Consider the following 21,732-nt stretch of genomic DNA (forward strand, 5'->3'; position numbering starts at 1 on the left):
TGCATGAATTAAATATTTGTTTCGTTTTACCAATGCCATCTAGTAAAACACTAGAGAAATAGGATTTAAAACAGCCAATCATTTTAGTGCCAAAAATAAATCTATAACTTTTAAAGTCCAAAATAAGCCGTTTTTAGGGGCTATTCAAGGGGTGTCCAAGCAGTAATAAATAATATATTTTTGTCGTTCTGGAGATCTCTTGAGATTGAAGGATAAGAGAGACTTTTAAGTGATTTGTTAGTTGGCTTAGGCAATGGCTTCACCATTTTTTAGACGTTTGAGTTTGTACTCGATCGCTTCGATAACGGTCTCAATCACAAAAACACGGGCATAAAGTTTGTCATTGGCCGGCACAATCGTCCAGGGGGCGGCGGGGGTACTGGTGCGGGCGATCGCCTGATTAATGGCTACTGCATATTGATCCCATTTTTCTCGATTGCGCCAATCTTCGTCGGTCAGCTTATATTTTTTGAAAATATTGTCCTGTCGTTGCTCAAAGCGTTTTAGTTGTTCATCCGGGTCAATGTGGAGCCAAAATTTTACAAGCACATAACCCTTATGAATTAGCTGGGCTTCAAACTCATTGATTTCGCGATAGGCCCGCTTCCATTCGGCTTCCGTCGCAAAGCCTTCGACCCGTTCAACTAAAACGCGCCCGTACCAACTGCGGTCAAAAATACCAATCGTCCCCATACCGGGTAAATGGCGAGAAAAACGCCAGAGGTAATGGTAACGGTTTTCTTCTTCGGTAGGCGCACCAAAGGCATCCACTTTATAGCTACGGGGATCGAGGACATCAGTTAAGCGTTTAATGGCTCCCCCTTTGCCCGCAGCATCCCAGCCTTCAAACAACAGAAGAACTGGTAATTTTTCTTGGTGAATCTTGAGTTGCAGTTGCCGTAATTTAATTTGGGCCGCCCGGAGACGTTTTTTGTAGTCTTTGTCCTCTAGTTCTAGGCTTAAATCCACCTTGGCAAGAAAGTCTGGTTCCGTGGGCAAGAGTTGGGACTGGGGACGAATATGAACCGCTTCAGGAATAGTGATTTTGCAGCGATCCAGGGCTTCGACAATGGTCGCTACCAATTGGGAGAGCACCTTGATTTCCGACCACCGGTAATCGTTGCCCTCGACGAGAATCCAGGGAGCGGCACCGGTGCTGGAGTAGATCAACATTTCCTCCGCGAGGTGCCGATATTCTTTGTAGTTTTTCGCCTGTTGCCAATCTTCCGGACGCACTCGCCAGGCTTCTAATTCATCGGCTTCGGCACTTTTGAGGCGTTTTTTTAATTCTTTTTGGGACAGATGAATCCAAAATTTGGCGATCGCCATGCCATCGTCTACTAGCTGCCGCTCAAAAGCATTAATTTCCCGCGTCACCAGGGGCACTTCCACCGGGTCCAGCCGCTCAAACAGACGGTCTTCGAGGACGTGGGTGTACCAACTGTGGTAGAAAAAAGCGATACTGCCCTTCGCCGGGAGCTTATGCCAAAAGCGCCAAAGAAATGGATATTGCTTCTCACGGGCTGAGGGTTCAAAGATCGGTAATACCGAAAACCCACGGGGATCCATGTAGTTGGTCATTTTTTTGACTAAAGCGCCCTTGCCAGCCGCCGCCCAGCCTTCGAGGACGACCGTTACGGGTAATTGGTGCTGCCAACAGGCATTTTGCAAAGACCGCAATTGCTGCATCAACTCCTCTAATTGTTCTTTGTAGGTGTCCTTTGCTAGGGTTCGCTTTAGATCAAGGGTATTTAACACGCGCCTTTTGCATTCCAAGAGTGCTTCACTACAAATTATGAATAAGGACACCCCGCGCCATGGTTATCGTGACAAAAACTGTAATGTGAGGGGGCTGACTTTTCCCGTAGGGCGATCGCCCCATTTAGACCTCACCAGAAAGTGAGCTATTCTGAAAAGAAAACGTGCGAAAATAGCGCCTAACAGCCAATCACCTTGTATTCGTTGTATTGTTTCATTCTGCACATCCTGGCAAGATTTCATGGACATTGAAGCTTTTAGCGAGCTTTTCCCCCTCTTTAGCACCGCAAACCCCGAAACCATCGAATGGCTCCTGTCTGTCACCACCGAGCATGACTATCCCGCAGAACGCACCGTCTTAATGGAAGACTCCTGGGGCAATGCCGTCTATTTCATCGAATCCGGCTGGGTTAAGGTGCGCCGCCTCACAGAGGATGGTGAAACTGTGACCCTCGCAATTATGGGCAAAGGTGATTTTTTTGGGGAAATGTCAGTACTAGATGAATCGCCCCGTTCCACGGATGTGGTGGCCCTTTCGCCGGTCAAACTATTCAGTGTTTCGGCCCAACGTTTTATCCAGCTACTGTTTAAAGACCCCCAATTGCACCACAAAATGCTGCAACTCATGGTGCGTCGTCTTCGTAATGCCAATGCCCGGTTTTCTTGGCGCAAGCAGCCCCCCGCCCTCAAGTTAGTCAAAACTCTCCTCCTCCTGGCAGAAAACTACGGTCAACCCACGGAACAGGGCCTAGAAATTATTCAATTGTCGGTGTCTGACCTGGCCGATGTGGCTGATATCAGCACGAAAGAAGTTGAGATGATTCTGTCTAAACTGGAAGGGAAAGGGTGGATCGAAATGGGTGAAGGTCGCATTCATTTGATCAACTTTAAACAACTGACAAATTTAGCCAACCGAGCATAGGAGTAAATTTTTTCTGATGGTTCACACGGCAACTTCCATGGCAACGCCAGCCCCAAGCGCGCAAAATACGGTGGCGATCGCCTATCAAGTGGCAATGCCCCAGCCCCAAACCCACCTGTTTGAGGTAACCATTCACATTAGCCAATGGGAAGCCGCAGTGCTGGATCTAAAAATGCCCGTATGGACGCCTGGCTCTTATATGGTGCGCGAATATTCCCGCCATCTCCAGGATTTTCGGGCGACTACAGCGGCAGGTGTTGACCTCAGTTGGCGCAAAGTGACGAAAAACCACTGGCAAGTTGAAACCGCTGACACCTCAGACATCCAAGTCCACTATCGGGTCTTTGCCAATGACCTCACCGTCCGCACCAATCACCTTGATAGTACCCACGGTTATTTCAACGGTGCGGCTTTATTTTGCTTTATTCCGGGCTACCAAGACCAAGCTTGTACCTTGACCGTCGAACCGCCCCACATCGCCTGGGAAGTAAATACCACCTTGCCCCTGATCGAAGACCAGGAAAATTGTTTCTGGGTCGAAAATTTTGATGTGTTGGTGGATAGTCCTGTGGAGGTGGGTCTCCACGAAAATTATGAGTTCCTCTGTGAAGGGAAGCCCCACCGTTGGGTCGTTTGGGGGGAAGGCAATTTTGAAGCGGAAAAGGCGATCGCCGATACCAAAAAAATCATCCAGACCGAAGCCAAAATTTTCGGCGGTGAGTTGCCCTACGACGAATATATGTTTTTGTTGCACCTGTCCGGCAGTGGCTATGGGGGCCTCGAACATAAAGAAAGTTGCTCTTTAAATTATCCCCGGTTTGGCTTCCAAAAATCCGACCAATACAACCGCTTTATGCAGTTGGTGGCCCACGAATTTTTCCACCTCTGGAATGTGAAGCGCATTCGCCCCAAGGAACTCGAAACCTTTGACTACGAGACAGAAAATTACACCCCTTCCCTTTGGTTTGCCGAGGGTGTGACCAGTTACTATGATCTGCTCATTCCGTTGTGGGCTGGCATCTATGACAAGACCTTTTTCCTTGAAAGCCTCAGCAAGGACATCACCCGCTATCTCCTTACCCCTGGGCGTTTGGTGCAGCCCCTGGCCGAATCGAGTTTTGATGCCTGGATTAAGCTCTACCGCCGCGAGGCCCATAGCAACAATAACCAGATGTCCTACTATCTCAAGGGTGCTCTCGTGGCGATGCTACTGGATCTCAAAATCCGCGATCGCCACCAAAACCAAAAATCCCTAGATGATGTGTTGCGGATCATGTGGGAAAAATTTGGCAAACCAGAAATTGGCTTTACCCCGGCCCAAGTGGAGCAGGTAATTAGTGAGGTGGCGGGCTTTGACCTGAGTGACTTTTTCCACGAATTTCTCCATACCACGGCAGAACTTCCCCTCGGCGCAGCCCTTGAAACCTTCGGTCTACAAATTAAACCCGTCTACACCAACAAAGATCTCCCCTACCTGGGTCTCACCGTCACCGACCAAAACAATCGCACCCTGGTGCAAACGGTCAATGTTGATTCCCCGGCCCATCAAGCGGGCATTGATCCAGAAGATGAACTCCTGGCGATCACCAACTATCGCACCAATGCCGAACAACTCAACCATCGCCTTCAGAACTACCAAGCAGGTGATACAATTTCGATCACGATTTTTCACCAAGACCAACTGAAAACCCTTGCCGTCACCCTCGCTGCCCCCCAACCGAGCAGTTATCAAGTCGTGAAAAATCCCCAAGCCTCTGCCAAGCAGTTGCAAAACCTCAAGGGCTGGCTGAATCCCAAAGATTCAGGTGCGGTAAGATAAATTTCTTGCTTCATTGTTCTTTCTGTAATTCATTTCGCACCCTACCGTTTGCCCCCAACCCATGCATAATTTCCTTCCCACTGCCTATTTCCAAGGAAAATTTGTTCCCTTCATTGACGCAAATATTTCCATTGCAACCCACGCACTCCACTATGGAACAGGGGCTTTTGGGGGCTTACGGGGTATTCCTGATCCCGCCGACGCAAACCAAATTCTTTTATTTCGTCTCGAACGCCACTGCCGCCGTCTCAGCAATAGCGCAAAATTTCTCCATTTCGATCTCCCGGCTGACAAAATTGAACACGTCATTGTGGACTTTGTAAAACAAAATCGGCCCACAAAATCCTTTTACATTCGCCCCTTTGTCTATACCTCTGATTTAGGCATTGCCCCCCGCCTCCACAATATTGAAAAAGATTTCTTCGTCTATGGCTTAGAACTGGGTGATTACCTTTCCCCCGACGGGATCGCCTGTCGCATCAGTTCCTGGACACGCCAAGAAGACCGGAGTTTTCCACTCCGGGGCAAAATTAGCGGTGCTTACATTGCTTCGGCCCTAGCCAAAACCGAAGCCGTTGCCTCTGGATTTGACGAAGCATTGCTAATGAATTCCCAAGGGAAAGTTTGTGAAGCATCTGGGATGAACGTCTTTATCGTCCGCGATGGCAAACTGATCACCCCTGGTTCTGACCAGGATATTCTCGAAGGCATTACCCGTGACAGCGTCGTTACCCTTGCTAAACATCTGGGTATCGACGTGATCGAACGCCCCATTGATAAATCAGAGCTTCTAATTGCCGATGAGGTCTTTTTAAGTGGGACGGCGGCCAAAGTCACCCCCGTGAAGCGCATCGAAAACTATACCTTGCCCAAGGAACGGCCCATCACTGAGAAATTGCGAGAAAAACTAACGGCAATCACAGAAAACCGCGATCCAGAGTTTGCGGAGTGGGTTTATAAAATTTCCCTCGATTAATGACTCGTTTTTTCGTACAAAATCCCCCTTGTTATGATCAGCATCAGTGACTCATGGGGGACATTCCGGCATGGAAATTATTCGTTTACCAGCTTTTAACGATAACTATATTTTTCTCTTGGTTGATCGAGCTACAGGGGATTGTGCGGTTGTTGATCCAGGCGACGCTAAGGTTGTTCTGGAGTATCTAAGTAAAGAAGATTTAACGCTTAAGACCATTCTGATTACGCACCATCATGCTGACCATGTGGGTGGCAATCGTCAACTATTAAGTCATTTTCCCGCAGCGGCTGTGTATGGTAGCGAGATAGATTTACAAAAAAGACGTATTCCAGGCCAAACGGTGAGCCTTAAGGCTGGTAATCACTTAGATTTATTTAATCGCACCGTCGAAATTTTGTTTGTGCCAGGCCATACCCAAGGTCACATCGCCTACTATTTCCCTCCCCTACAGCCCGAAGACAGTGGCGATTTATTTTGTGGCGATACGCTGTTTGCCAATGGCTGTGGTCGTCTTTTGGAAGGAACGCCTGCTCAACTTTTTGCCTCGCTCCAACAAATTTGTGATTTGCCGGACAACACGAATATCTGGTGTGCCCATGAGTACACCCTGAAAAATATTAAATTTTCCTTGACGGTTGATCCAGAAAATGAGGCTCTTCAGAGACGTTTTCAGCAAGTGCAGACCCAACGACAACGCCAGAAACCGACCATTCCAACGGTGTTAGCTTTAGAAAAACAGACAAATCCTTTTTTGCGCTGTAGCGATCGCCAACTGCAAGCTAACTTAAAGACAACAGATCCCCTGCGAGTTTTTACAAAATTGCGCGGCAAACGGGATCTCTTTTGAAGTTTAAACTGGTGGCAGCGACTTCCATAAAAAAATTCAACCATACCCCAGGGGAACGATTGTGGATTTGCTAAAACCGTTTACAGTGAGGATCAATCCCCTAAAATAAGGCTCAATTTATAGTTTTCTCTTCTTTTTTCCTGAAAAGTGAACCCCAGGGCCTCCAATCAGGAGCAAGGTATCACACACGACATTTCTCCCCTATCCTCTTTGTCACAATCATTTCCAAACGCCCACCACGTCCTATAATCTCCCTCGGATTACCCTATCCTGAGCTAGCCTTGTTCCATATCGCCAAACAAAAAAATTCCTTTAATAAACCTCTAATCGATTTTCGGTAATTGCCATAATGCCTACTCTCCTCACTCCAGACCAGATCAACCAAATTGTTTCTAACCACCATGACAACCCCCATGCTGTCTTGGGTTGTCATCCCACCAACGACGATCCCAATCCGAAAACCTGGTCAATTCGCGCTTATTTACCTTCTGCTAGCCAAGCTTGGGTGATTGATACCCCTTCCCAAACGGAACACCCGATGACAACGGTGCATCATCCCCACTTTTTTGAATGCACCCTCCAGAGTGAAACAACACCGAAATATCAACTGAAGCTCCAAGAAGGCGATCGCCAACACATCATCAACGATCCCTATGCCTTTGCCGAAGCCCCCCACATTAGCGATCTCGATCTCCACCTCTTTGCCGAAGGGAATCACCACCGCATCTACAACAAACTGGGGGCACACCTCGTCGAAGTCGATGGCATCAAAGGCGTTTACTTTGCCGTTTGGGCGCCCAATGCCCGCAACGTCTCCATCCTGGGCGACTTTAACAACTGGGATGGTCGCAAACACCAAATGCGCCGTTTAAACGTTGGTATCTGGGGAATTTTCATTCCTGACCTCGGCCCCAACACCAAATACAAATACGAAATCAAAAACCAACACGGCCACATCTACGAAAAATCAGACCCCTACGGCTTTCTCCGGGAAGTGCGCCCCGACACTGCCTCCATCGTTGCTGACCTCGACCAGTACCAATGGCAGGATCACGATTGGCTAGAACAACGTGCCAAACAAGACCCCCTCAAAAATCCTGTTTCCATCTACGAACTACACCTCGGCTCCTGGCTCCATGGTTCCGCCACCGAAAAAATGCAACTCCTTTCCGGTGAAGTCGATCCCATTCCCGTGGGCGATCAAAAACCCGGTGCCCGCTTCCTGAGCTATTACGAACTGGTTGATAAGCTCATCCCCTACGTTAAGGACATGGGCTACACCCACATCGAGCTACTGCCTGTCGCTGAACATCCCTTTGACGGTTCCTGGGGCTACCAAGTGACCGGCTACTATTCCCCCACTTCCCGCTTTGGCAATCCCGAAGACCTGATGTATTTCATCGATCAATGCCACGCCAATGGTATCGGGGTGATCGTTGACTGGGTTCCTGGCCATTTCCCTAAGGATGCCCATGGTCTCGCTTACTTCGATGGCACCCATCTCTATGAACACGCCGATCCCCGCAAAGGTGAGCACAAAGGCTGGGGCACCCTGATCTTTAACTACAATCGCAATGAGGTTCGCAACTTCCTCATTGCCAATGCCCTATTCTGGTTTGATAAATATCACATCGATGGCATTCGGGTCGATGCAGTGGCATCAATGCTCTACCTCGACTACGACCGGGAAGATGGCGAGTGGCTTCCCAATGACTACGGCGGCAACGAACACCTCGAAGCCGTAGAATTTCTCCGCCAAACCAACAATCTCATCTTCAAGTACTATCCAGGGATTATCTCCGTTGCCGAAGAGTCCACGGCTTGGCCCATGGTTTCTCGTCCCACTTACCTCGGTGGCCTCGGCTTCAACCTCAAGTGGAATATGGGCTGGATGCACGACAATCTCAAATACTTCAGCATGGATCCCTGGTTCCGGCAGCACCACCAAAACAGCATTACCTTCAGTATGTGGTATCATCACAGCGAGAACTACATGTTGGCCCTTTCCCACGATGAAGTCGTCCATGGTAAGAGCTCGATTATTGGCAAAATGCCGGGGGATGAATGGCAGAAATTTGCCAATGTGCGGGCTTTATTCGCCTATATGTTTACCCATCCTGGTAAAAAGACCATGTTTATGAGCATGGAATTTGGCCAATGGAATGAGTGGAATGTTTGGAGTGACTTGAGTTGGGATTTACTGCAACATGAACCCCACGCCAAACTCAAAGGTTTCTTCGGGGCATTAAATAGTCTCTATAAACAGGAACCGGCCCTTTACGAACGGGATTTTGAAGAGGAAGGATTCCAATGGATTGACTGTTCTGACAATCAAAATAGTGTTCTTTCCTTTATTCGACGGGCAAAAGATCCCAATGATTTTTTAGTTGTGGTCTGCAATTTTACGCCGCAACCCCATAGCCATTATCGAATTGGCATTCCAGAAGAGGGCTACTATCAAGAAATTTTGAATAGTGATGCCGAAACCTTTGGGGGGAGTAATCTACTCAACTTCGGCGGCGTTTGGACTGAAGATTGGCGCTTCCATAATCTTCCCTATTCCATTGATCTGTGTTTGCCGCCCCTCGGCGTGGTTGTCCTAAAAATTGATCGAGAAAAAACAGCCGCAATGCTTGCTCAAAAACAGGCCGATAAAGCCAAGGCTCTATCCGGCGAAATATAAAAAATAAAATTTTGTCGTTAGCTGTTGAACTATATTTACAGGGTCTGGGAGTTTGTCTCCAGACCTTTTTTTGTTGGGTTAAAGGGGAACTGGGTATAAATTTATGTCGTTTTTTTAGTGATTTGTCGTCTCCTAGAGTTGTTCTAAAAGACATGCTTTGCTCAGTCTCGGTTGAACTAAATATCCAAAAAAATAGATAAAAATCCTTGCGATAAAGAGAGCTTAAGATTGATTTTTTTTTAAAATAAGGTGGTACCCAGATTCGAACTGGGGAGTGGAGGTTTTGCAGACACCCATTGTTATTCCAGAAAGGCCACTAGGAAAGGATTTGAGGACTTCTTTTTAATTCTTGCCTAAATTTTGCCTAAAATCACCTTTTGATTAGGTCGGATCGACCGGAAAATTTGTAATAAATTGTGGCGTCCCGAATGGCTCATCGTCCGGCCACAGATCATAAGTAAACTTTTGTTGCTCCCAGCGTTTCCCCGACAAATCTATAATCCTCCCAGAGGCGATCGCCCGCTTGAGGGTGATATAGACCTCCTGGGGATAAATTACTTTGGGCCGTTGGGTCACCCTTGGGTCAACTTCCTCAATCGTGGCGGCGATCCGAATTGCATCTTCCTCGATCAGCTCGTCCACAATTTCCCGCGCAAATAGCACCCCATTTTCTCGACTGTCAGCATAGAGCCAAATCGAGGCGCGGCTCTGGAGGACTACTTCGATTTTCCATGGCCCCCAGGTGTGGCGACGGAACACCCGCTTAAAATCTCGCCAACGTAAATCTGGCTTTAGGGATTTCAGGGTGATCTGATGGCGGCTGCTAATGGTGCCGTCGGGATTCGTGAATGGTGGCTTTTCACTCCCAGACCGCATGATAATTTTGGCGGTGCGGAGGTAGGGGCGTAGGGTATTATCCGGCTCGGTCGGCTCTCCACCATACTCCCCAATTCTTAATCCTTGGAAAGACCGGTAGGTATTCATTTGGTGCTGGAGACCGGAGATCGCCAAATTAGAGGGGAGCTGGATGTAACGCAAGAATGGCGTATCTTCTCCCCCAGCCCTGAGCTGAATGGTTCCGGCCTTGTCTTCCCCTAGGATTTCTAGGCGATTCTCATTGGTTTGGGCCATAAGGTTGTCCCAATAGCCCGCAATCACATAGCCCCCTTCGATAAAGGCTTCCTCAAATTCATCAAAGAAGGATTCTAAAAATGTCCGGAGGCCATCATTTTCGATGCTGTCGATTTTCTCTTCAAATTTCTCAGCAAATGTCCAGCGATCGCCATCGTCAGCGCCCCAGTTCTTTAACTGAGGGAAACGATTTTTGATTAGGCGACGGATACGAATATAGGCTTGAATAAATTTTTTCTCTCCAAAGACGACTGCTGATTGTCGAACAGCAAAGCGCAATTCCTCGAAAACTTCATCCCCCCGTTCTTTAAACAGCTTGACGAGGGTTGAGATTGCCAACATTTTGCCCCCAATGGCGGGAATATATAGCGCCCCCAGTGCCCCCAAGCCTCCCACGACCAGCGTCCCGGCTAATTGCCCAAAGAAAGCGCCCCAGGCATCAGCCACCGCTAAATTGCGCTGTTTGATTCCGGCTTGTAATTCGGCGTCTGAGGCATTCCAATCAAAGAAGCGAATAAAGTTAAAAGCTTGGACAGCCCAGCCAAACAGAGAAGAAAAAGGAAATCTAATTACCGGGATTGCCTTTAAAGCAAACCCGATTAATTGCTTGGTAAACGAGAAGATTCTCCCAAGGAAGCCCCCGCTGTCATCCTCGAAAACATCAAGAAGATCACCAATCTCTCGGCCTTCTGGGGCGACCTCTACCCTAATTTGGCGGCTAATCAGATCGCCGATGTCCAGCTCAAAAGCCATTATTCATCAATCTCCACATCGCGGTCAGTAATTTTGAATTTCACGTCTTGATCGATGTTGTATTCAGAATCGGGATTGTTGACAATTTCCTGGAATTTATCCCAAGCGGAAGCCCCATCCTCCAAGACTTCCTTGACGCGATCCTCAATTTCGTTCACATCATCTTCACCTCGGAGGGTGGCCGCTTTAATGAGGGAGACGCCATACATCAACTGGGGCAAATATTCGATCAGGATGTCATCGTCATCAAATTCATAGCCTTTGTAGGAAATTTTGTCGGAGTCAAGAAAATTAGCCAGAGTGTAATTGTTATCGCCTGATTTTTTGAGGGTAAAAGATGTATCGATATCCCTTCTTTTTTGCTTGGTTTTGAACCCAAGGAATTCAGTCGTGGCCATGATTAAATCCTGGGCTACGGCCACCATCACTTTTAATGATGTTAATTCTGTTCCCACCCGGACAAGGCCATTTGTTTGCACTGATTGATGGGTTGTGGTTAAGACTCCCTGCCCGTACAGCTCGGCAAAGGCTTCGGCGATATTCCGGAGCTGAATGGTTTGTTTTTGGTTCCCTGATTGAGTCAAATCATTGTCTGTGACTTCGATACTCACCGGAAATTCTCCCACTAAAGCATCAAGCTGTTTTGTTAGCCACAGGATGAACTGGGGGATGCTTTCTACTTCAGTTTCTCCCTTGAGGTTGTCATCTCCTAGTAACGATTTAGGCAGCTTTCCAGGGAAATCTGGGACGCCTGTCACTTTGGCGATCGCCTCCAAATCATTCCCCAAGTTGTCCAGGTCATCCTTAATATCGTCAAGCTTCTGGCGGTCATCATCACTAAAGTTTTTCTCTGGATCTTCCGCAGCAGACAGGGATCGACAAACCGCACTCCCAGCAGGGCCGCAGCTCAGGCCATAACCCCAAACATCCCCAGGTAAAGCCTCTACTCCCTCCCCAATATCCCGGCATAAGCTAACCAATTGTGGGAGCTGGGTCGAGGAGATTACCCGTAATGTTGACCCATTTTCAGCTACTGATTGCCGGATTTCTGTCGCCACCCCTCGCAGGGCTGCTACTCCCTCCCCAATATCCCGGCATAAGCTAACCAATTGTGGGAGTTGAGTCGAGGAAATTACCCGTAATGTTGACCCATTCTCGCTTACTGCTTGCCGGATTTCTGTCGCCACCCCTCGCAGGGCTGCTACTCCCTCCCCAATATCCCGGCATAAGCTAACCAATTGTGGGAGTTGAGTCGAGGAAATTACCCGTAATGTTGACCCATTCTCGCTTACTGCTTGCCGAATTTCGGCGGCCAAACTTCGGAGACTCGCCACATCGTCCCCCAATCCTCTAACTAGAGCTAAAACCTCCCCTATTTCTTCATTCGTTCGGCGAACCAAATCCCGCACCAGGCCAAAATATTCCTGGATCAGGGTTTGGATACTCCCAAAAAAACCATCAATAAAAGCCTTTTGAGAAGCAAACGCCCCATCTATAAAGGCCTGAATTCCATCAAAATACCCCCTGATAAATTCTTGGAGCGAATCAAAAAGCCCCTCAACTAAAGCCCGTTGGGCATTGATCGCCGCCACAATTGGATCGCGGATTAGGCTAACCAAAGATTCCACAATATTGGAAATTGCATCCCAAATACTGCTGATTCGCCCGTTTGTGCCCTCTAGCAAATCCTCGATCCGCCCCAATGCCGCCAACGCATCATCCAATTTTGAATCAAGGCCACTAATTCGACTATTTAAGCTGCTTAAACGATCTTCAATAGTGGATCTAAAGCTATCAATTTTCGATTCCAGGTCAGAGATATCACCTTTGGTTGCCAGCCCCGAAAGCGCCTCTAAAATTCTCCCCTCAAGGGCCGATATATCCGATTTTGTCGCCAGATTTGGACAAGACATTTAAAGGATGACCCCCGACAAAATCAGCAGTGAAATAATCACAAAAATCACAAACACCGTAAAGCAGCCCACATTCAAACAGCCCATAACACCCCTTAAAGTAAATCTGGATCAGTTAAATCATTCGCTCCAACAAAATTAAATTGCAAGGTGTACAGCTCGCGAGCCGAAATCGAACTGGCTGACAAAATAGTAGGCGAAAGATTAACCCGACTAACTCTTAAGGTTCGCGATTGATTTTCTAAATCTTGCTGATTAAATAAAACGCCGCTCACCTGGGAGAAATCAATCTGTGTTGAATAAAAAAGCCTCAACAATATCCAAAAAAACGGCTCAATTGCGTTTCTTGGGTCATCCCACTTTGGCAACCCAGCAGCCTCTAATTTGGCATTGAGATCCGCGATGTTAAAAGTGATTGTTGACGGGGAAAATTGTCCCCCAAAGTCCTGTAGAGTAAGCGCCATTAAATTAAGTCCTCCGAATAAAAGAATCAATCGCCGTCCCACTGTTCGGCCCATAGCAACACACCCGACCGCCCCCGCATTCCAATTCGCAGCACGTTTCCGGCGGACATTTGCGCTCATCGCATTGAAAGGCTATTTGCTCTCCGTTGTAGGGGCAAATATCAGCTAATACGCCCCTTGGTCGGTTATTTCCAGGCATTGCAACGGCTCAACTGCGGGACATTCATCATAAATTAATTCTTGTGTTGTGTTGTCTGTGTAGGTGATAGTTAGAATGCAATTACCTGGGGAAGAATAATAGAGACGCCCAGACCCTAATTGCCTAAAGGGGCCGCCATTAAAACTTATTTCTCCCCAGTTGCAATTGTGTTTATGGAATTTTCTACAATTCACCGTTCCACTATGGCCGCTTGCAGCCCCTCCACGAGTATTTTCTAGAGAAAATCCCTCGCTTAGAGTCTGTAACCCTGTTGTGTTGCTAATTCCAGATTGAGAGAAAAGGCTAGGGTGAAAAACATTGATGTCTGGTGCATTTGTGGACTGTAAACAAATAGGTTGTTGTAAAGCTGCATTGTAAGAAAACATCCCATTTGCTACTAATAAAGGGCCTGTAGGTAACTGCTCTGTCTCCCATGATTGGATCTCTTTTGGGGCAGTCCAGGGCGATCCATTGATTAGCAGCCCCTTGGTTTTTACGTCGTGGCAGATGGGGGGATTAAGGCTTAAGATTTCCCGGCGGTTAACGCTGTTCGGGTTAACAATCACATAAGCGCGACTTGCGCCGCTACAATCACAAGTCGCCATTATTTACCTCCCGGTTCATCCGCAGCAGGATAGAGCGTTCTTTCAATAGTTGGTTATAAACCCGATCAATCGTCCAATCCATTTCCTCAGCAAGGCGATAAAGCAGCCTAGCTCTGGGGCGATAGTGATAGGGTTTGTACCCCCTTCTTCTGACTCTTTGCAAGGCCCGCTTGGAATTTGTCCCCAGTAAAGGGTACAAAACCAAATCGCCATATTTATCCATGCCTATACAGTCAATTAATTATCACAATGATAACCAAGGAATTAAATTCCCGTTTTTTTTAACTGCGTACTACGCAGAGACCTAGTTTAACGATAGTACGTGACACTAACAGGTTCGATTGCTAGAGTTTAGACAACACAAGCTTTCTAGCGTTTTTGGGATGAATCGCTAGGGACTATTTGAGGATTTTTTTCATGGCTTTAACGTTCTTTGAAAGTTCCGTGAGCGCAGGGGCATCTAACGGGGTTCCCGCTGGTTTGTTTTTACCGATCGCCGATTTGCCTGGGGTAGTTGCGGGGGAGTTTGCTGACAGCGAGACCCAAGCCACTAAGGAAAGCAAAGCAGCTCTCGCCATTGCCAACGCGATCCATACCTATGTTTCCGCCAACAGCGCCGACATTGTGGGCATGACTTCCACGCGGGCTAAGGCTTCTGTTTCCGACAGCTTGGATAACCTGACTTATTCCTTTGCTTGCCAATACATTGCCGATTTAGAAACTGAGACGGTGGGCCAGATCCCCTTGCCTGCTTCTGGGGCGAATTCCGGCATCGGCGGGTTCGCAATTGATGACCTTTTCGCCAATGCTGCCGAGGTTGCTGCTGAGGGCGCGATTTCTGGAGAAGGCGTCGTGATTCCCTACGCTGACCTGGCTGATTTTGGTGGTGCTGATCCGGCGGCGATCACCGGCGTTGATAACCGTGATTTCGTCGCGGCCATGATTCGTTCCATGCCCGATCTATTGCCGATTCGGACTGCTTCCGTTGCCTCTGGGGTGACCACTACTACCCGACCCGCAGGAACGACCTTTACCCTGGCACCTGCGGCCACCGCTGAGACTGACCCCACCACTGGGATCGCCGCAGCAGATTTACCTAAACTTGGTTTGCTTCAGTTCACGACTTCTTGGACGGTGCAAGTTGCCCTTGACCAAGCGGCCCAAACCTTCGACGTAAATGTAGTCACCCTTTAGGCTTAATCTCCGGTTTTAAAGGGGAATAAATTATTTATTTTGAGGTTTACAAATGGCTAGAAATCGTGAAACTGCAACGTTAGTATTCGTCACCATGCCTTTAGGTGGTGGTGAACTTAAATATGGCTTTCGTTCCCGCCTCCGGGATTCTCTCCGGGATAACTTTGGGCAAACGGTGATCGCCAATGGTGTTTCTATTCAAAATCTGGTGATTGGGGCAAACTCCCCGAAGCCGGCGCGGGCTTCCAGACGGACAGAGACCGGTTATGAGGGGTCTTATTGCTCCACAAATAGAATTGCGGCTTTAAGAGCAGATCGCTATTCGATCACTCGTGCCAAGCCCAGCAAAATTCAAGGGGGCAACCACTCGGATACCTATTTCGCCACGGTGAACGGGATCAAGGTTGCTTTTCTCTCCAATGCGCTGGATAGCGGCGGTCGAGGGGCCGCGGCTGGTTTCCCGTCTCAATATGGGGTACGGCTTGCGACTTCTGCAGATACTGGAGAGCTAGTCTATGGGGCAGAATTCCCGCGCCTGCCTAGCTACTCCTACGATCTGGAAGACGGATCCGTGTTTAGCTCCAAAACAGACCCCTCTCAGGCAAATGAACTGCTAAATAGTGGCGGTTTGTTTAAGGAGAAAGATGCTGGTTTTTACAACCAGGGGCACTTTGCGGCCCTCTATGGCGTAACGGCGAACTAACCCATGCTCATCCTTCCTGATAATCCTTTATTCAATTTGACATTGCAGACGGCGCGGCCCCCAGGCTGGCAAAACCACGCCTCAGAGGAAATTGCCTTTGTGGTGGATCATGCCACTGGGTTAATGCGCCCTGCGACTAGGGCCGAGATGATCGATTATGTCGAAGGGGGAGAGTATGACGAGCGCCTGGAGGCCATGGGAGAAGATGAATGGCAGTAGTTGATAGCTTTGGGGTTTGGGAAAATCTAGGGGTTGTGCGGCCTACCTTTGACTGGCAATTTTTACCACTTTTCACCAATTCCCCTACTACTGCCCTGAGAATCATCTATTTTTCGGAAGTCCCAGAAGCTGGGTTTAATGCCCAGCACCCCTGGGGTTATCTCCGGGGGGTTTACTTTTCGGGGTCTAGCTATTGGTTTGATCGGAATTGGCTCAGGCTTTACCCCAAGGATGAGCCGGAGATTTTGCAATATCCCTATCCTCCAGATTTGATGAATGATCCGCTTCCCCAGCGGCAATACCAAGTAAAGCTTTCTGATTCTCGGTATGCGCGGCGGCTGGCCATTGATCGCCGTTGGTCGTGTCAGCTCCTAGAAAAAATTGATAGCAATGTCACCTACCCCACCCAGGAGCCTGCTCCAGCACCCGCGTCTGAAACAACGCGCATTTTTAGGTTATTCCGAAGACAATGAGCTGCCCCCAGATTGCCACGAAAGAAGATATCGCAGCCCTTGAGGGTCGGTTGATCGAATCGCTCCACGCCAAAATCGAGGCGGAAATTTCTGCTCTAGAATCGCGGCTTGTGGGGACTGGGCAACAAGTGACGCTGGCAGAAATCAAACAGGTGATCGAGGACTCCATCAACCTGCCCTACGAACTGGAAATTACAACGATTCAACCGTGAACGAAATTACCCAACTTTTAGTCAACCTAACGATCCTTGTGGCGACAGTTTGGGGGGCGATCCGCGCCGGACTAAACATTTATAAGCATTGGCATTTACTAAAGAATCTCCCTGAAGAGATGGAGGAAGACCTAGGCGAAATCCACCGCCAACTAAACGCGATGTGGGGAAAGCTCGATCACCTCACCGAGCTAACCGATGCAAGGCTAGACCGCATGGAGCGGCAACTTAATTACTTGGCAGGGACGGTTCGGATCAGTCTTGAAAACTTGGAAGGGCGCCATGATTGAGAAAATTTTAAGCACAGCAAAATCACAAATCGGTTACCGGGAGAACCCTGCGGGGAGCAATCGCACAAAGTTCGGGCGCTGGTATGGCATGGACGGAAATCCATGGTGCGCGATGTTTACGAGCTGGGTTTATGCTGAGGCGGGTTTTCCCTTGCCGAAAATGCAGGACGGCGCCCCCAGCGGCGCGGCCTATTGCCCCTACATCGAAGGGTATGCGCGGCGGATCGGGCAATGGCACAAAACCCCACGGCCCGGAGATTTGGCGCTGTTTCATTTTGGCAATCGGTTGGCGGTTCACATTGGGATTGTTGAAAATATCTCAGGCGCAAAATTTAGCTCTATCGAGGGCAACACCTCAGCAGCCAGCAATGCCAATGGGGGCATGGTGCAAAGGCGATCGCGCAATGTCTCTCAGTGCCGGGGATTTTATCGGCCCATGGATATTCAGGCCCGCACAGGGAAGGATGCTTATTATCGGCTGATCCGGTTAAGACGCCCCTACATGGCAGGCCATGACGTGAGGGAGTGGCAAAAACAGGTAAATTTCTGGGGAATTTCTATCGAGATTGATGGAATTTACGGCCCGGAAAGTGAGAAAGTTTGCCGCACCTTACAAGAGAAATGGGGCCTTGAGGTGGACGGGGTGATCGGCCCAATTACCTGGGAGCGGACTTTTAAGCCCAGCAGAGAGGTTTAGCCGTGCCTGAGCCTGACAAGGACAAGCTTTTCAAAATCGCCATGGCGAAAGATGGCATTCAGGCGGCGGATGTGGCCTACTACTTCCTGTTGTTTTTGCCCTTGGTGACGGGGATAGTGGGCTTTTATTTTTGGGGAAAGGCGATCTTGTTTTATCCAGACATCCCGGAACAACGGCTGAAGCCCCTGCTCTGGGTGAGCTGCGTTTTGATGGGCGTTCCCGTTGCTGGGGAGTTTTGGCGACGGAAATAAGATTATTCGAACAAGGAAAGTTGACCATCAACCTGCTTTTTAAGGAAGCGCGTCCGTGAGGCGTTTTTGAGGTGGTGACTGTGATCGTTTCGGAGATGGCAAACACTGCAAAGAGCCTTTAGGTTTTGGCGATCGCAATTGGCCGGATTGTGATCGAGGTGGGCCACGGTGAGGATAAAGCGGCCCCGTTTCTCGATGTACCCCCATTCTCCGGTGTCATCGTCATAAACTTCTTCTTCATATTGCTGGTACCACTGGGGGAAAGTGCTTTGTAATTTTTCTAGGAAATCAAACCAATCCTCCCCAGGGCGACGGCATGGCCGGCCACATTTTTCACAAAACCAATGGACTGACTCTTTGATTTCGAGGGCGATCGCCTCCCAGTTGTCGGGATAAAGCTCACGTTTCATCGGCATCGCTTGTCCTCCATGAGGAACTCAAATAGCGGTCTGAGGCGTGGGTAGCCATAGAGGATCAACGCCTCCAAAAGGGGTTGTTGTTTGTGGCGGTGTGCCCAGGCGATCGCCTTTACGGGATGGAGTTTAGCCATGATTTTTATCCTCCTTTGACACATGATTGATTTCAATATTGGCGATTGGTATCCAGGCAGCATGAGAATTGTCACCCAATCTTTTCACTTGAAGCTGATTAGAATAGATGCCTTTTCTCCCAATATCTAAAACTTCCAATATCGTTCCGGCTTCCCAGAGGATTCCCACCTTTGGATATATCTCACAGCCCTGGGCCACCGTGACGCGATCGCCTTTTTCTATCTGATCCATCTGATCCATCTGATCCACCTGATCCGAACTGATCCGAACTGATCCGGAGGGTGGATCAGTTTGTGTTTTATGCCCTGACTGGGTTTCAGACGACCTGATCCGTTGATCCGCTTTTTCTCCAGATTTTTTTCTCAAAAATTTTTCGTTTTTTTGGATCAATGGATCAGTTAGAGCTACATCCTTTACCCCGTCTGGGTTAGCGAACTGATCCACGAACTGATCCGCATCTGATCCGACCTGATCCATGGGCGGATCAGTTAACCTTCCCTTAACCATTTCCTCGAAGGCGTCGATCCAATAAGTCTTGCTCCGGCCCTGTTTTCTCCAGGAAATAATTCCGTCTGCGGCCAGTTGGCCAAGAACCTTTCTAACAGAATTGGTATTAAAGTTTAGGGCTTCCGCTAAATCTCGACTGCCAAACTTTACCCCTCTGTGTTGGCTTAGGAATTGAGAAACCTGCTCTTTTAAAGAAGAATCTGGGTCTGGGGTGAGAGTGGCTTCTCCTTCGCAAACCCATGACCCTTCCTCTGGGTTAAACACCAGGGCATATTTAGCAGGGCGGCGGGCGCGGCTCTTCTGGATGCAGAGGATTCGCTCACAGGATGAGGGGTTTAGGTCTTGGGGGTCTTTGGTGAGTTGGAAGACCTGGGAGACGGCATTGTAAACGGCGGTGGTGCCCCTGGCGTCCCCGGATTTGCTGGAATGGTGAACCAACATGATCGCGGTGTTGAAGTCGGCGGCGATCTTGTTGAGCAGCAATATGGGCTTCGCAAACTCTGCATCATTCTCACTGACGGTAGAGAAGCGGCTCACGGAGGCGAGGGAGTCGATCAGGATAAGGTCGTAGCGTTCGTTCTGGACTTCCCGGTAGAGCTGGGGGATATGTTCGGTAGACCAACGGGTTTTGTAGTGGATATCAAAGCGTGGATCGTCTGGGCGAATGCCCCGCACTTCGAGGGCGGCCAACATATCAACGGGCTGTTCATCGGTCTGGATGATGAGAATCTTGGCTTTTTTTGTAACGGGGAAGCCCTGCCAAGATTCCCCTAGGGCGAGGTGATAGATGAAGTCATACAAAAGTCTCGTTTTCCCCTGGCCACCGAGGGCATGGAGCAGGGTGGTTGCTCCTTTTGGTATGAATCCATGTAAAAGCCATTCCCGCACCTGATCGCCGTATTTATCGCGCAATTGGGAAAGGCTTAGGGTCGGTTCCCATTCGTCCTCGATGAGGGATTTATAAAAAAGGCTCTGGAGCTGGGCCGGCGATCGCCCGGTTTCCCTTGCCAGCTCCTGGAGCATAAATTCTTTGTAGGTGGGGCTGTCGATATCCAACTGAATGTGATTGAGCTTTTCGAGGAGGCGATCGCATTGGTGGAGCTTGATCGATTTCGCCTCTCCGGTCATCAGGGGTGAAGCGGTGATCTCTGTAAAGCGATCGCGGATCACATTGGCTAGGTCACTAACCGGAGTATCGCGGCTGTAGGCGTGGGAGATGACCTCTTCTGCGATGGCGATCGCCTGTCGCCGGAGAAAGGCTTGCTGTACCAGATCAGCATAATGATCTAGATTCACATCCGAGACGGTGCGATCCACCAGCAAAGATAATTTAGCAGTCCCACCGATGGTCTCAAAAAATTTTTTCTTTGCGCTCAAGGTAGAGATGACTGTCAGCAGATCAATGGGGAGATTTTTTTGATCCAGCTTCAGAAACTCTTGATAAATCTGGCGGTGAGCTGACACATAAAAGGCTTCTGGCTCTAGGATGTGTTTCACCCGGGCCAGGGCTGCAGCTCCCCCCATTAAAATCCCCCCCAAGATCATTTCCTCAGCGTCGAGGTTCTGGGGGGGCAAGCTGCGATCCGAAAAAATCGGTGTTACCTTATTAGTTGCAAGGGAATTGCTATACATAATTGATATTCTTCCTCCATTAAAGAAGTTGATTTTCACTAGGGGCGAGAGGGGTCTCCCCCCTTTTTTTTGCCCAAAAATAATTACTGGTTTAATCTGGCCCGCTCAATGGCGATCGCATCTGCCCAGACCTGCTTAGGCTGTAAATGCTCGCTTAGGTTCTCAGCGCGGCGCGTGCAATGGGTGAGGGTCATTAACAAAGCCCTCAAACGACTTTCGAGGGGAAGATCTGACGGCCCTTCAACACCCAGAATTTCCTCATAGCCCCGCACGATGGCGAGCAGCATCTCAATGGTGTTCATATTCCCGTCGCGCCATTTCAAGCAAAACTGCATCTGCAAGGGAGACCGCTCGTTTTGCAGCCGTTTCTAGAACCCAAGGCTCTTCTGAGTAAAACTTTGTGGCGGTTCCCGCTAAGGCTTGACCAATCAAATACTCACGGTAAGTGCCACATCCTTTCTGATTGCCTAGGTGACGGGCGCGAAGCTCAATATTTTCGGGGTTATCCATGGTCTTTGTGTGTTGACTTGGTGATTTGTTGACTTGGTGGTATGTGCTGAAATTGATTAAGAAATATCCCCCGTGTTGCTGCACGGGGAACGCTCACAAAACAAGTAGGAAAACGCCCGTTAGATGCATCCACTGGACACGTCTAATGGACGTTTTAATGGTATGATGAAAACGTCCAAGCCGCAACAAACGCAAGCAACAGTGTTGAAACAAATCCGTGAAACTTTGTCGCTGACTCAATTCGAGTTTGCTGCAAAAACGGGTATCTCTCTTAGCACTATTCAACGGGCTGAATCAGGGCAACGAGAGCCAAACCTCAGCTATGAACAATGGAAAAAATTTACATCCATTGCTCGGCAAGCTGGTTTTGACCCGGAAAAGCTACCTGATCGGCTTTCTGAAAAAGTAGCAATTTAGCCT

At 48.8% G+C, this 21,732-nt stretch carries 24 protein-coding genes; 14 read left to right on the top strand and 10 right to left on the bottom strand.

What is annotated here, in order from left to right; genetic code table 11:
- Positions 1-246: 246 nt before the first annotated feature.
- Positions 247-1,758 (bottom strand): polyphosphate:AMP phosphotransferase, encoded by a 1,512-nt coding sequence (gene pap, locus AACQ84_RS09460; RefSeq protein WP_041443545.1) that lies wholly within the window; start codon positions 1,756-1,758, stop codon positions 247-249.
- Positions 1,759-1,999: 241 nt separating this feature from the next.
- Here pap and AACQ84_RS09465 point away from each other — a divergent pair, with 241 nt between their 5' ends.
- The 5 genes from AACQ84_RS09465 to glgB all read left to right on the top strand — a co-directional run bounded on the left by AACQ84_RS09465 (position 2,000) and on the right by glgB (position 9,008).
- Positions 2,000-2,680 carry a Crp/Fnr family transcriptional regulator gene (locus tag AACQ84_RS09465; RefSeq protein ID WP_012307472.1) on the top strand — a complete coding sequence of 227 codons (681 nt, stop codon included), beginning with the start codon at positions 2,000-2,002 and terminating at the stop codon, positions 2,678-2,680.
- Positions 2,681-2,696: 16 nt separating this feature from the next.
- Complete coding sequence (locus AACQ84_RS09470) at positions 2,697-4,499, top strand: M61 family metallopeptidase (protein WP_012307473.1); 1,803 nt, start codon at positions 2,697-2,699, stop codon at positions 4,497-4,499.
- 61 nt (positions 4,500-4,560) lie between these two features.
- Positions 4,561-5,475 (top strand): branched-chain amino acid transaminase, encoded by a 915-nt coding sequence (locus tag AACQ84_RS09475; protein ID WP_012307474.1) that lies wholly within the window; start codon positions 4,561-4,563, stop codon positions 5,473-5,475.
- A gap of 70 nt (positions 5,476-5,545) precedes the next feature.
- The gene (gene gloB, locus AACQ84_RS09480; protein ID WP_012307475.1) at positions 5,546-6,325 is read left to right on the top strand and encodes a hydroxyacylglutathione hydrolase; all 780 of its coding nucleotides are present in this window, start codon (positions 5,546-5,548) and stop codon (positions 6,323-6,325) included.
- 349 nt (positions 6,326-6,674) lie between these two features.
- Positions 6,675-9,008: a 1,4-alpha-glucan branching protein GlgB gene (gene glgB / locus AACQ84_RS09485; RefSeq protein ID WP_012307476.1), complete on the top strand. Its 2,334-nt coding sequence runs from the start codon at positions 6,675-6,677 to the stop codon at positions 9,006-9,008.
- A 381-nt stretch (positions 9,009-9,389) separates the two neighbouring features.
- Here glgB and AACQ84_RS09490 read toward each other — a convergent pair whose 3' ends face one another.
- From AACQ84_RS09490 to AACQ84_RS09505, 4 genes are all read right to left on the bottom strand, one after another.
- The gene (locus AACQ84_RS09490; RefSeq protein WP_012307477.1) at positions 9,390-10,892 is read right to left on the bottom strand and encodes a hypothetical protein; all 1,503 of its coding nucleotides are present in this window, start codon (positions 10,890-10,892) and stop codon (positions 9,390-9,392) included.
- Positions 10,892-12,805 carry a hypothetical protein gene (locus AACQ84_RS09495; RefSeq protein WP_012307478.1) on the bottom strand — a complete coding sequence of 638 codons (1,914 nt, stop codon included), beginning with the start codon at positions 12,803-12,805 and terminating at the stop codon, positions 10,892-10,894. Before AACQ84_RS09495 ends, AACQ84_RS09490 begins: the two co-directional genes overlap by 1 nt.
- A 95-nt stretch (positions 12,806-12,900) precedes the next feature.
- On the bottom strand, positions 12,901-13,389 hold the full coding sequence (locus AACQ84_RS09500; protein WP_012307479.1) for a hypothetical protein: 489 nt from the start codon (positions 13,387-13,389) through the stop codon (positions 12,901-12,903).
- Between the two features lie 45 nt (positions 13,390-13,434).
- Positions 13,435-14,073 (bottom strand): hypothetical protein, encoded by a 639-nt coding sequence (locus AACQ84_RS09505; RefSeq protein WP_012307480.1) that lies wholly within the window; start codon positions 14,071-14,073, stop codon positions 13,435-13,437.
- Between the two features lie 417 nt (positions 14,074-14,490).
- On the opposite strand from AACQ84_RS09505, the gene AACQ84_RS09510 reads away from it, so the two are divergent.
- The 8 genes from AACQ84_RS09510 to AACQ84_RS09545 all read left to right on the top strand — a co-directional run bounded on the left by AACQ84_RS09510 (position 14,491) and on the right by AACQ84_RS09545 (position 18,112).
- On the top strand, positions 14,491-15,267 hold the full coding sequence (locus AACQ84_RS09510; protein ID WP_012307481.1) for a hypothetical protein: 777 nt from the start codon (positions 14,491-14,493) through the stop codon (positions 15,265-15,267).
- 52 nt (positions 15,268-15,319) lie between these two features.
- Positions 15,320-15,970 (top strand): hypothetical protein, encoded by a 651-nt coding sequence (locus AACQ84_RS09515; protein ID WP_012307482.1) that lies wholly within the window; start codon positions 15,320-15,322, stop codon positions 15,968-15,970.
- Positions 15,971-15,973: 3 nt separating this feature from the next.
- On the top strand, positions 15,974-16,189 hold the full coding sequence (locus AACQ84_RS09520; protein WP_012307483.1) for a hypothetical protein: 216 nt from the start codon (positions 15,974-15,976) through the stop codon (positions 16,187-16,189).
- Positions 16,180-16,662, top strand: a complete 483-nt coding sequence (locus tag AACQ84_RS09525; RefSeq protein ID WP_012307484.1) for a hypothetical protein — start codon at positions 16,180-16,182, stop codon at positions 16,660-16,662. The genes AACQ84_RS09520 and AACQ84_RS09525 overlap by 10 nt, the downstream gene beginning before the upstream one ends.
- Positions 16,659-16,874, top strand: a complete 216-nt coding sequence (locus AACQ84_RS09530; RefSeq protein WP_012307485.1) for a hypothetical protein — start codon at positions 16,659-16,661, stop codon at positions 16,872-16,874. Before AACQ84_RS09525 ends, AACQ84_RS09530 begins: the two co-directional genes overlap by 4 nt.
- Positions 16,871-17,164: a hypothetical protein gene (locus tag AACQ84_RS09535; protein ID WP_012307486.1), complete on the top strand. Its 294-nt coding sequence runs from the start codon at positions 16,871-16,873 to the stop codon at positions 17,162-17,164. Before AACQ84_RS09530 ends, AACQ84_RS09535 begins: the two co-directional genes overlap by 4 nt.
- A gap of 88 nt (positions 17,165-17,252) precedes the next feature.
- Positions 17,253-17,861, top strand: a complete 609-nt coding sequence (locus tag AACQ84_RS09540; protein WP_012307487.1) for a peptidoglycan-binding domain-containing protein — start codon at positions 17,253-17,255, stop codon at positions 17,859-17,861.
- 2 nt (positions 17,862-17,863) lie between these two features.
- Positions 17,864-18,112, top strand: a complete 249-nt coding sequence (locus AACQ84_RS09545; protein WP_012307488.1) for a hypothetical protein — start codon at positions 17,864-17,866, stop codon at positions 18,110-18,112.
- A gap of 2 nt (positions 18,113-18,114) precedes the next feature.
- Here the strand turns inward: AACQ84_RS09545 and AACQ84_RS09550 are convergent, their stop codons facing one another.
- The 5 genes from AACQ84_RS09550 to AACQ84_RS09570 all read right to left on the bottom strand — a co-directional run bounded on the left by AACQ84_RS09550 (position 18,115) and on the right by AACQ84_RS09570 (position 21,312).
- Positions 18,115-18,528 (bottom strand): hypothetical protein, encoded by a 414-nt coding sequence (locus tag AACQ84_RS09550; protein WP_012307489.1) that lies wholly within the window; start codon positions 18,526-18,528, stop codon positions 18,115-18,117.
- Positions 18,519-18,662, bottom strand: a complete 144-nt coding sequence (locus tag AACQ84_RS09555; protein WP_156785472.1) for a hypothetical protein — start codon at positions 18,660-18,662, stop codon at positions 18,519-18,521. The genes AACQ84_RS09550 and AACQ84_RS09555 overlap by 10 nt, the downstream gene beginning before the upstream one ends.
- Positions 18,655-20,802: a DnaB-like helicase N-terminal domain-containing protein gene (locus tag AACQ84_RS09560; protein WP_012307490.1), complete on the bottom strand. Its 2,148-nt coding sequence runs from the start codon at positions 20,800-20,802 to the stop codon at positions 18,655-18,657. The genes AACQ84_RS09555 and AACQ84_RS09560 overlap by 8 nt, the downstream gene beginning before the upstream one ends.
- 83 nt (positions 20,803-20,885) lie before the next feature.
- Complete coding sequence (locus AACQ84_RS09565) at positions 20,886-21,104, bottom strand: hypothetical protein (RefSeq protein WP_012307491.1); 219 nt, start codon at positions 21,102-21,104, stop codon at positions 20,886-20,888.
- Positions 21,091-21,312 (bottom strand): hypothetical protein, encoded by a 222-nt coding sequence (locus tag AACQ84_RS09570; RefSeq protein ID WP_041443549.1) that lies wholly within the window; start codon positions 21,310-21,312, stop codon positions 21,091-21,093. The genes AACQ84_RS09565 and AACQ84_RS09570 overlap by 14 nt, the downstream gene beginning before the upstream one ends.
- Positions 21,313-21,435: 123 nt before the next feature.
- Between AACQ84_RS09570 and AACQ84_RS09575 the strand changes: the two genes are divergently transcribed.
- Entirely contained in the window at positions 21,436-21,729 is a 294-nt protein-coding gene (locus tag AACQ84_RS09575) for a helix-turn-helix domain-containing protein (RefSeq protein ID WP_041443551.1), read from the top strand.
- The last annotated feature ends 3 nt before the right edge of the window (positions 21,730-21,732 follow it).

Origin of the sequence: Picosynechococcus sp. PCC 7002 (genome assembly GCF_963860125.1) — a bacterium.
Classification (GTDB): Bacteria; Cyanobacteriota; Cyanobacteriia; order Cyanobacteriales; family MRBY01; genus MRBY01.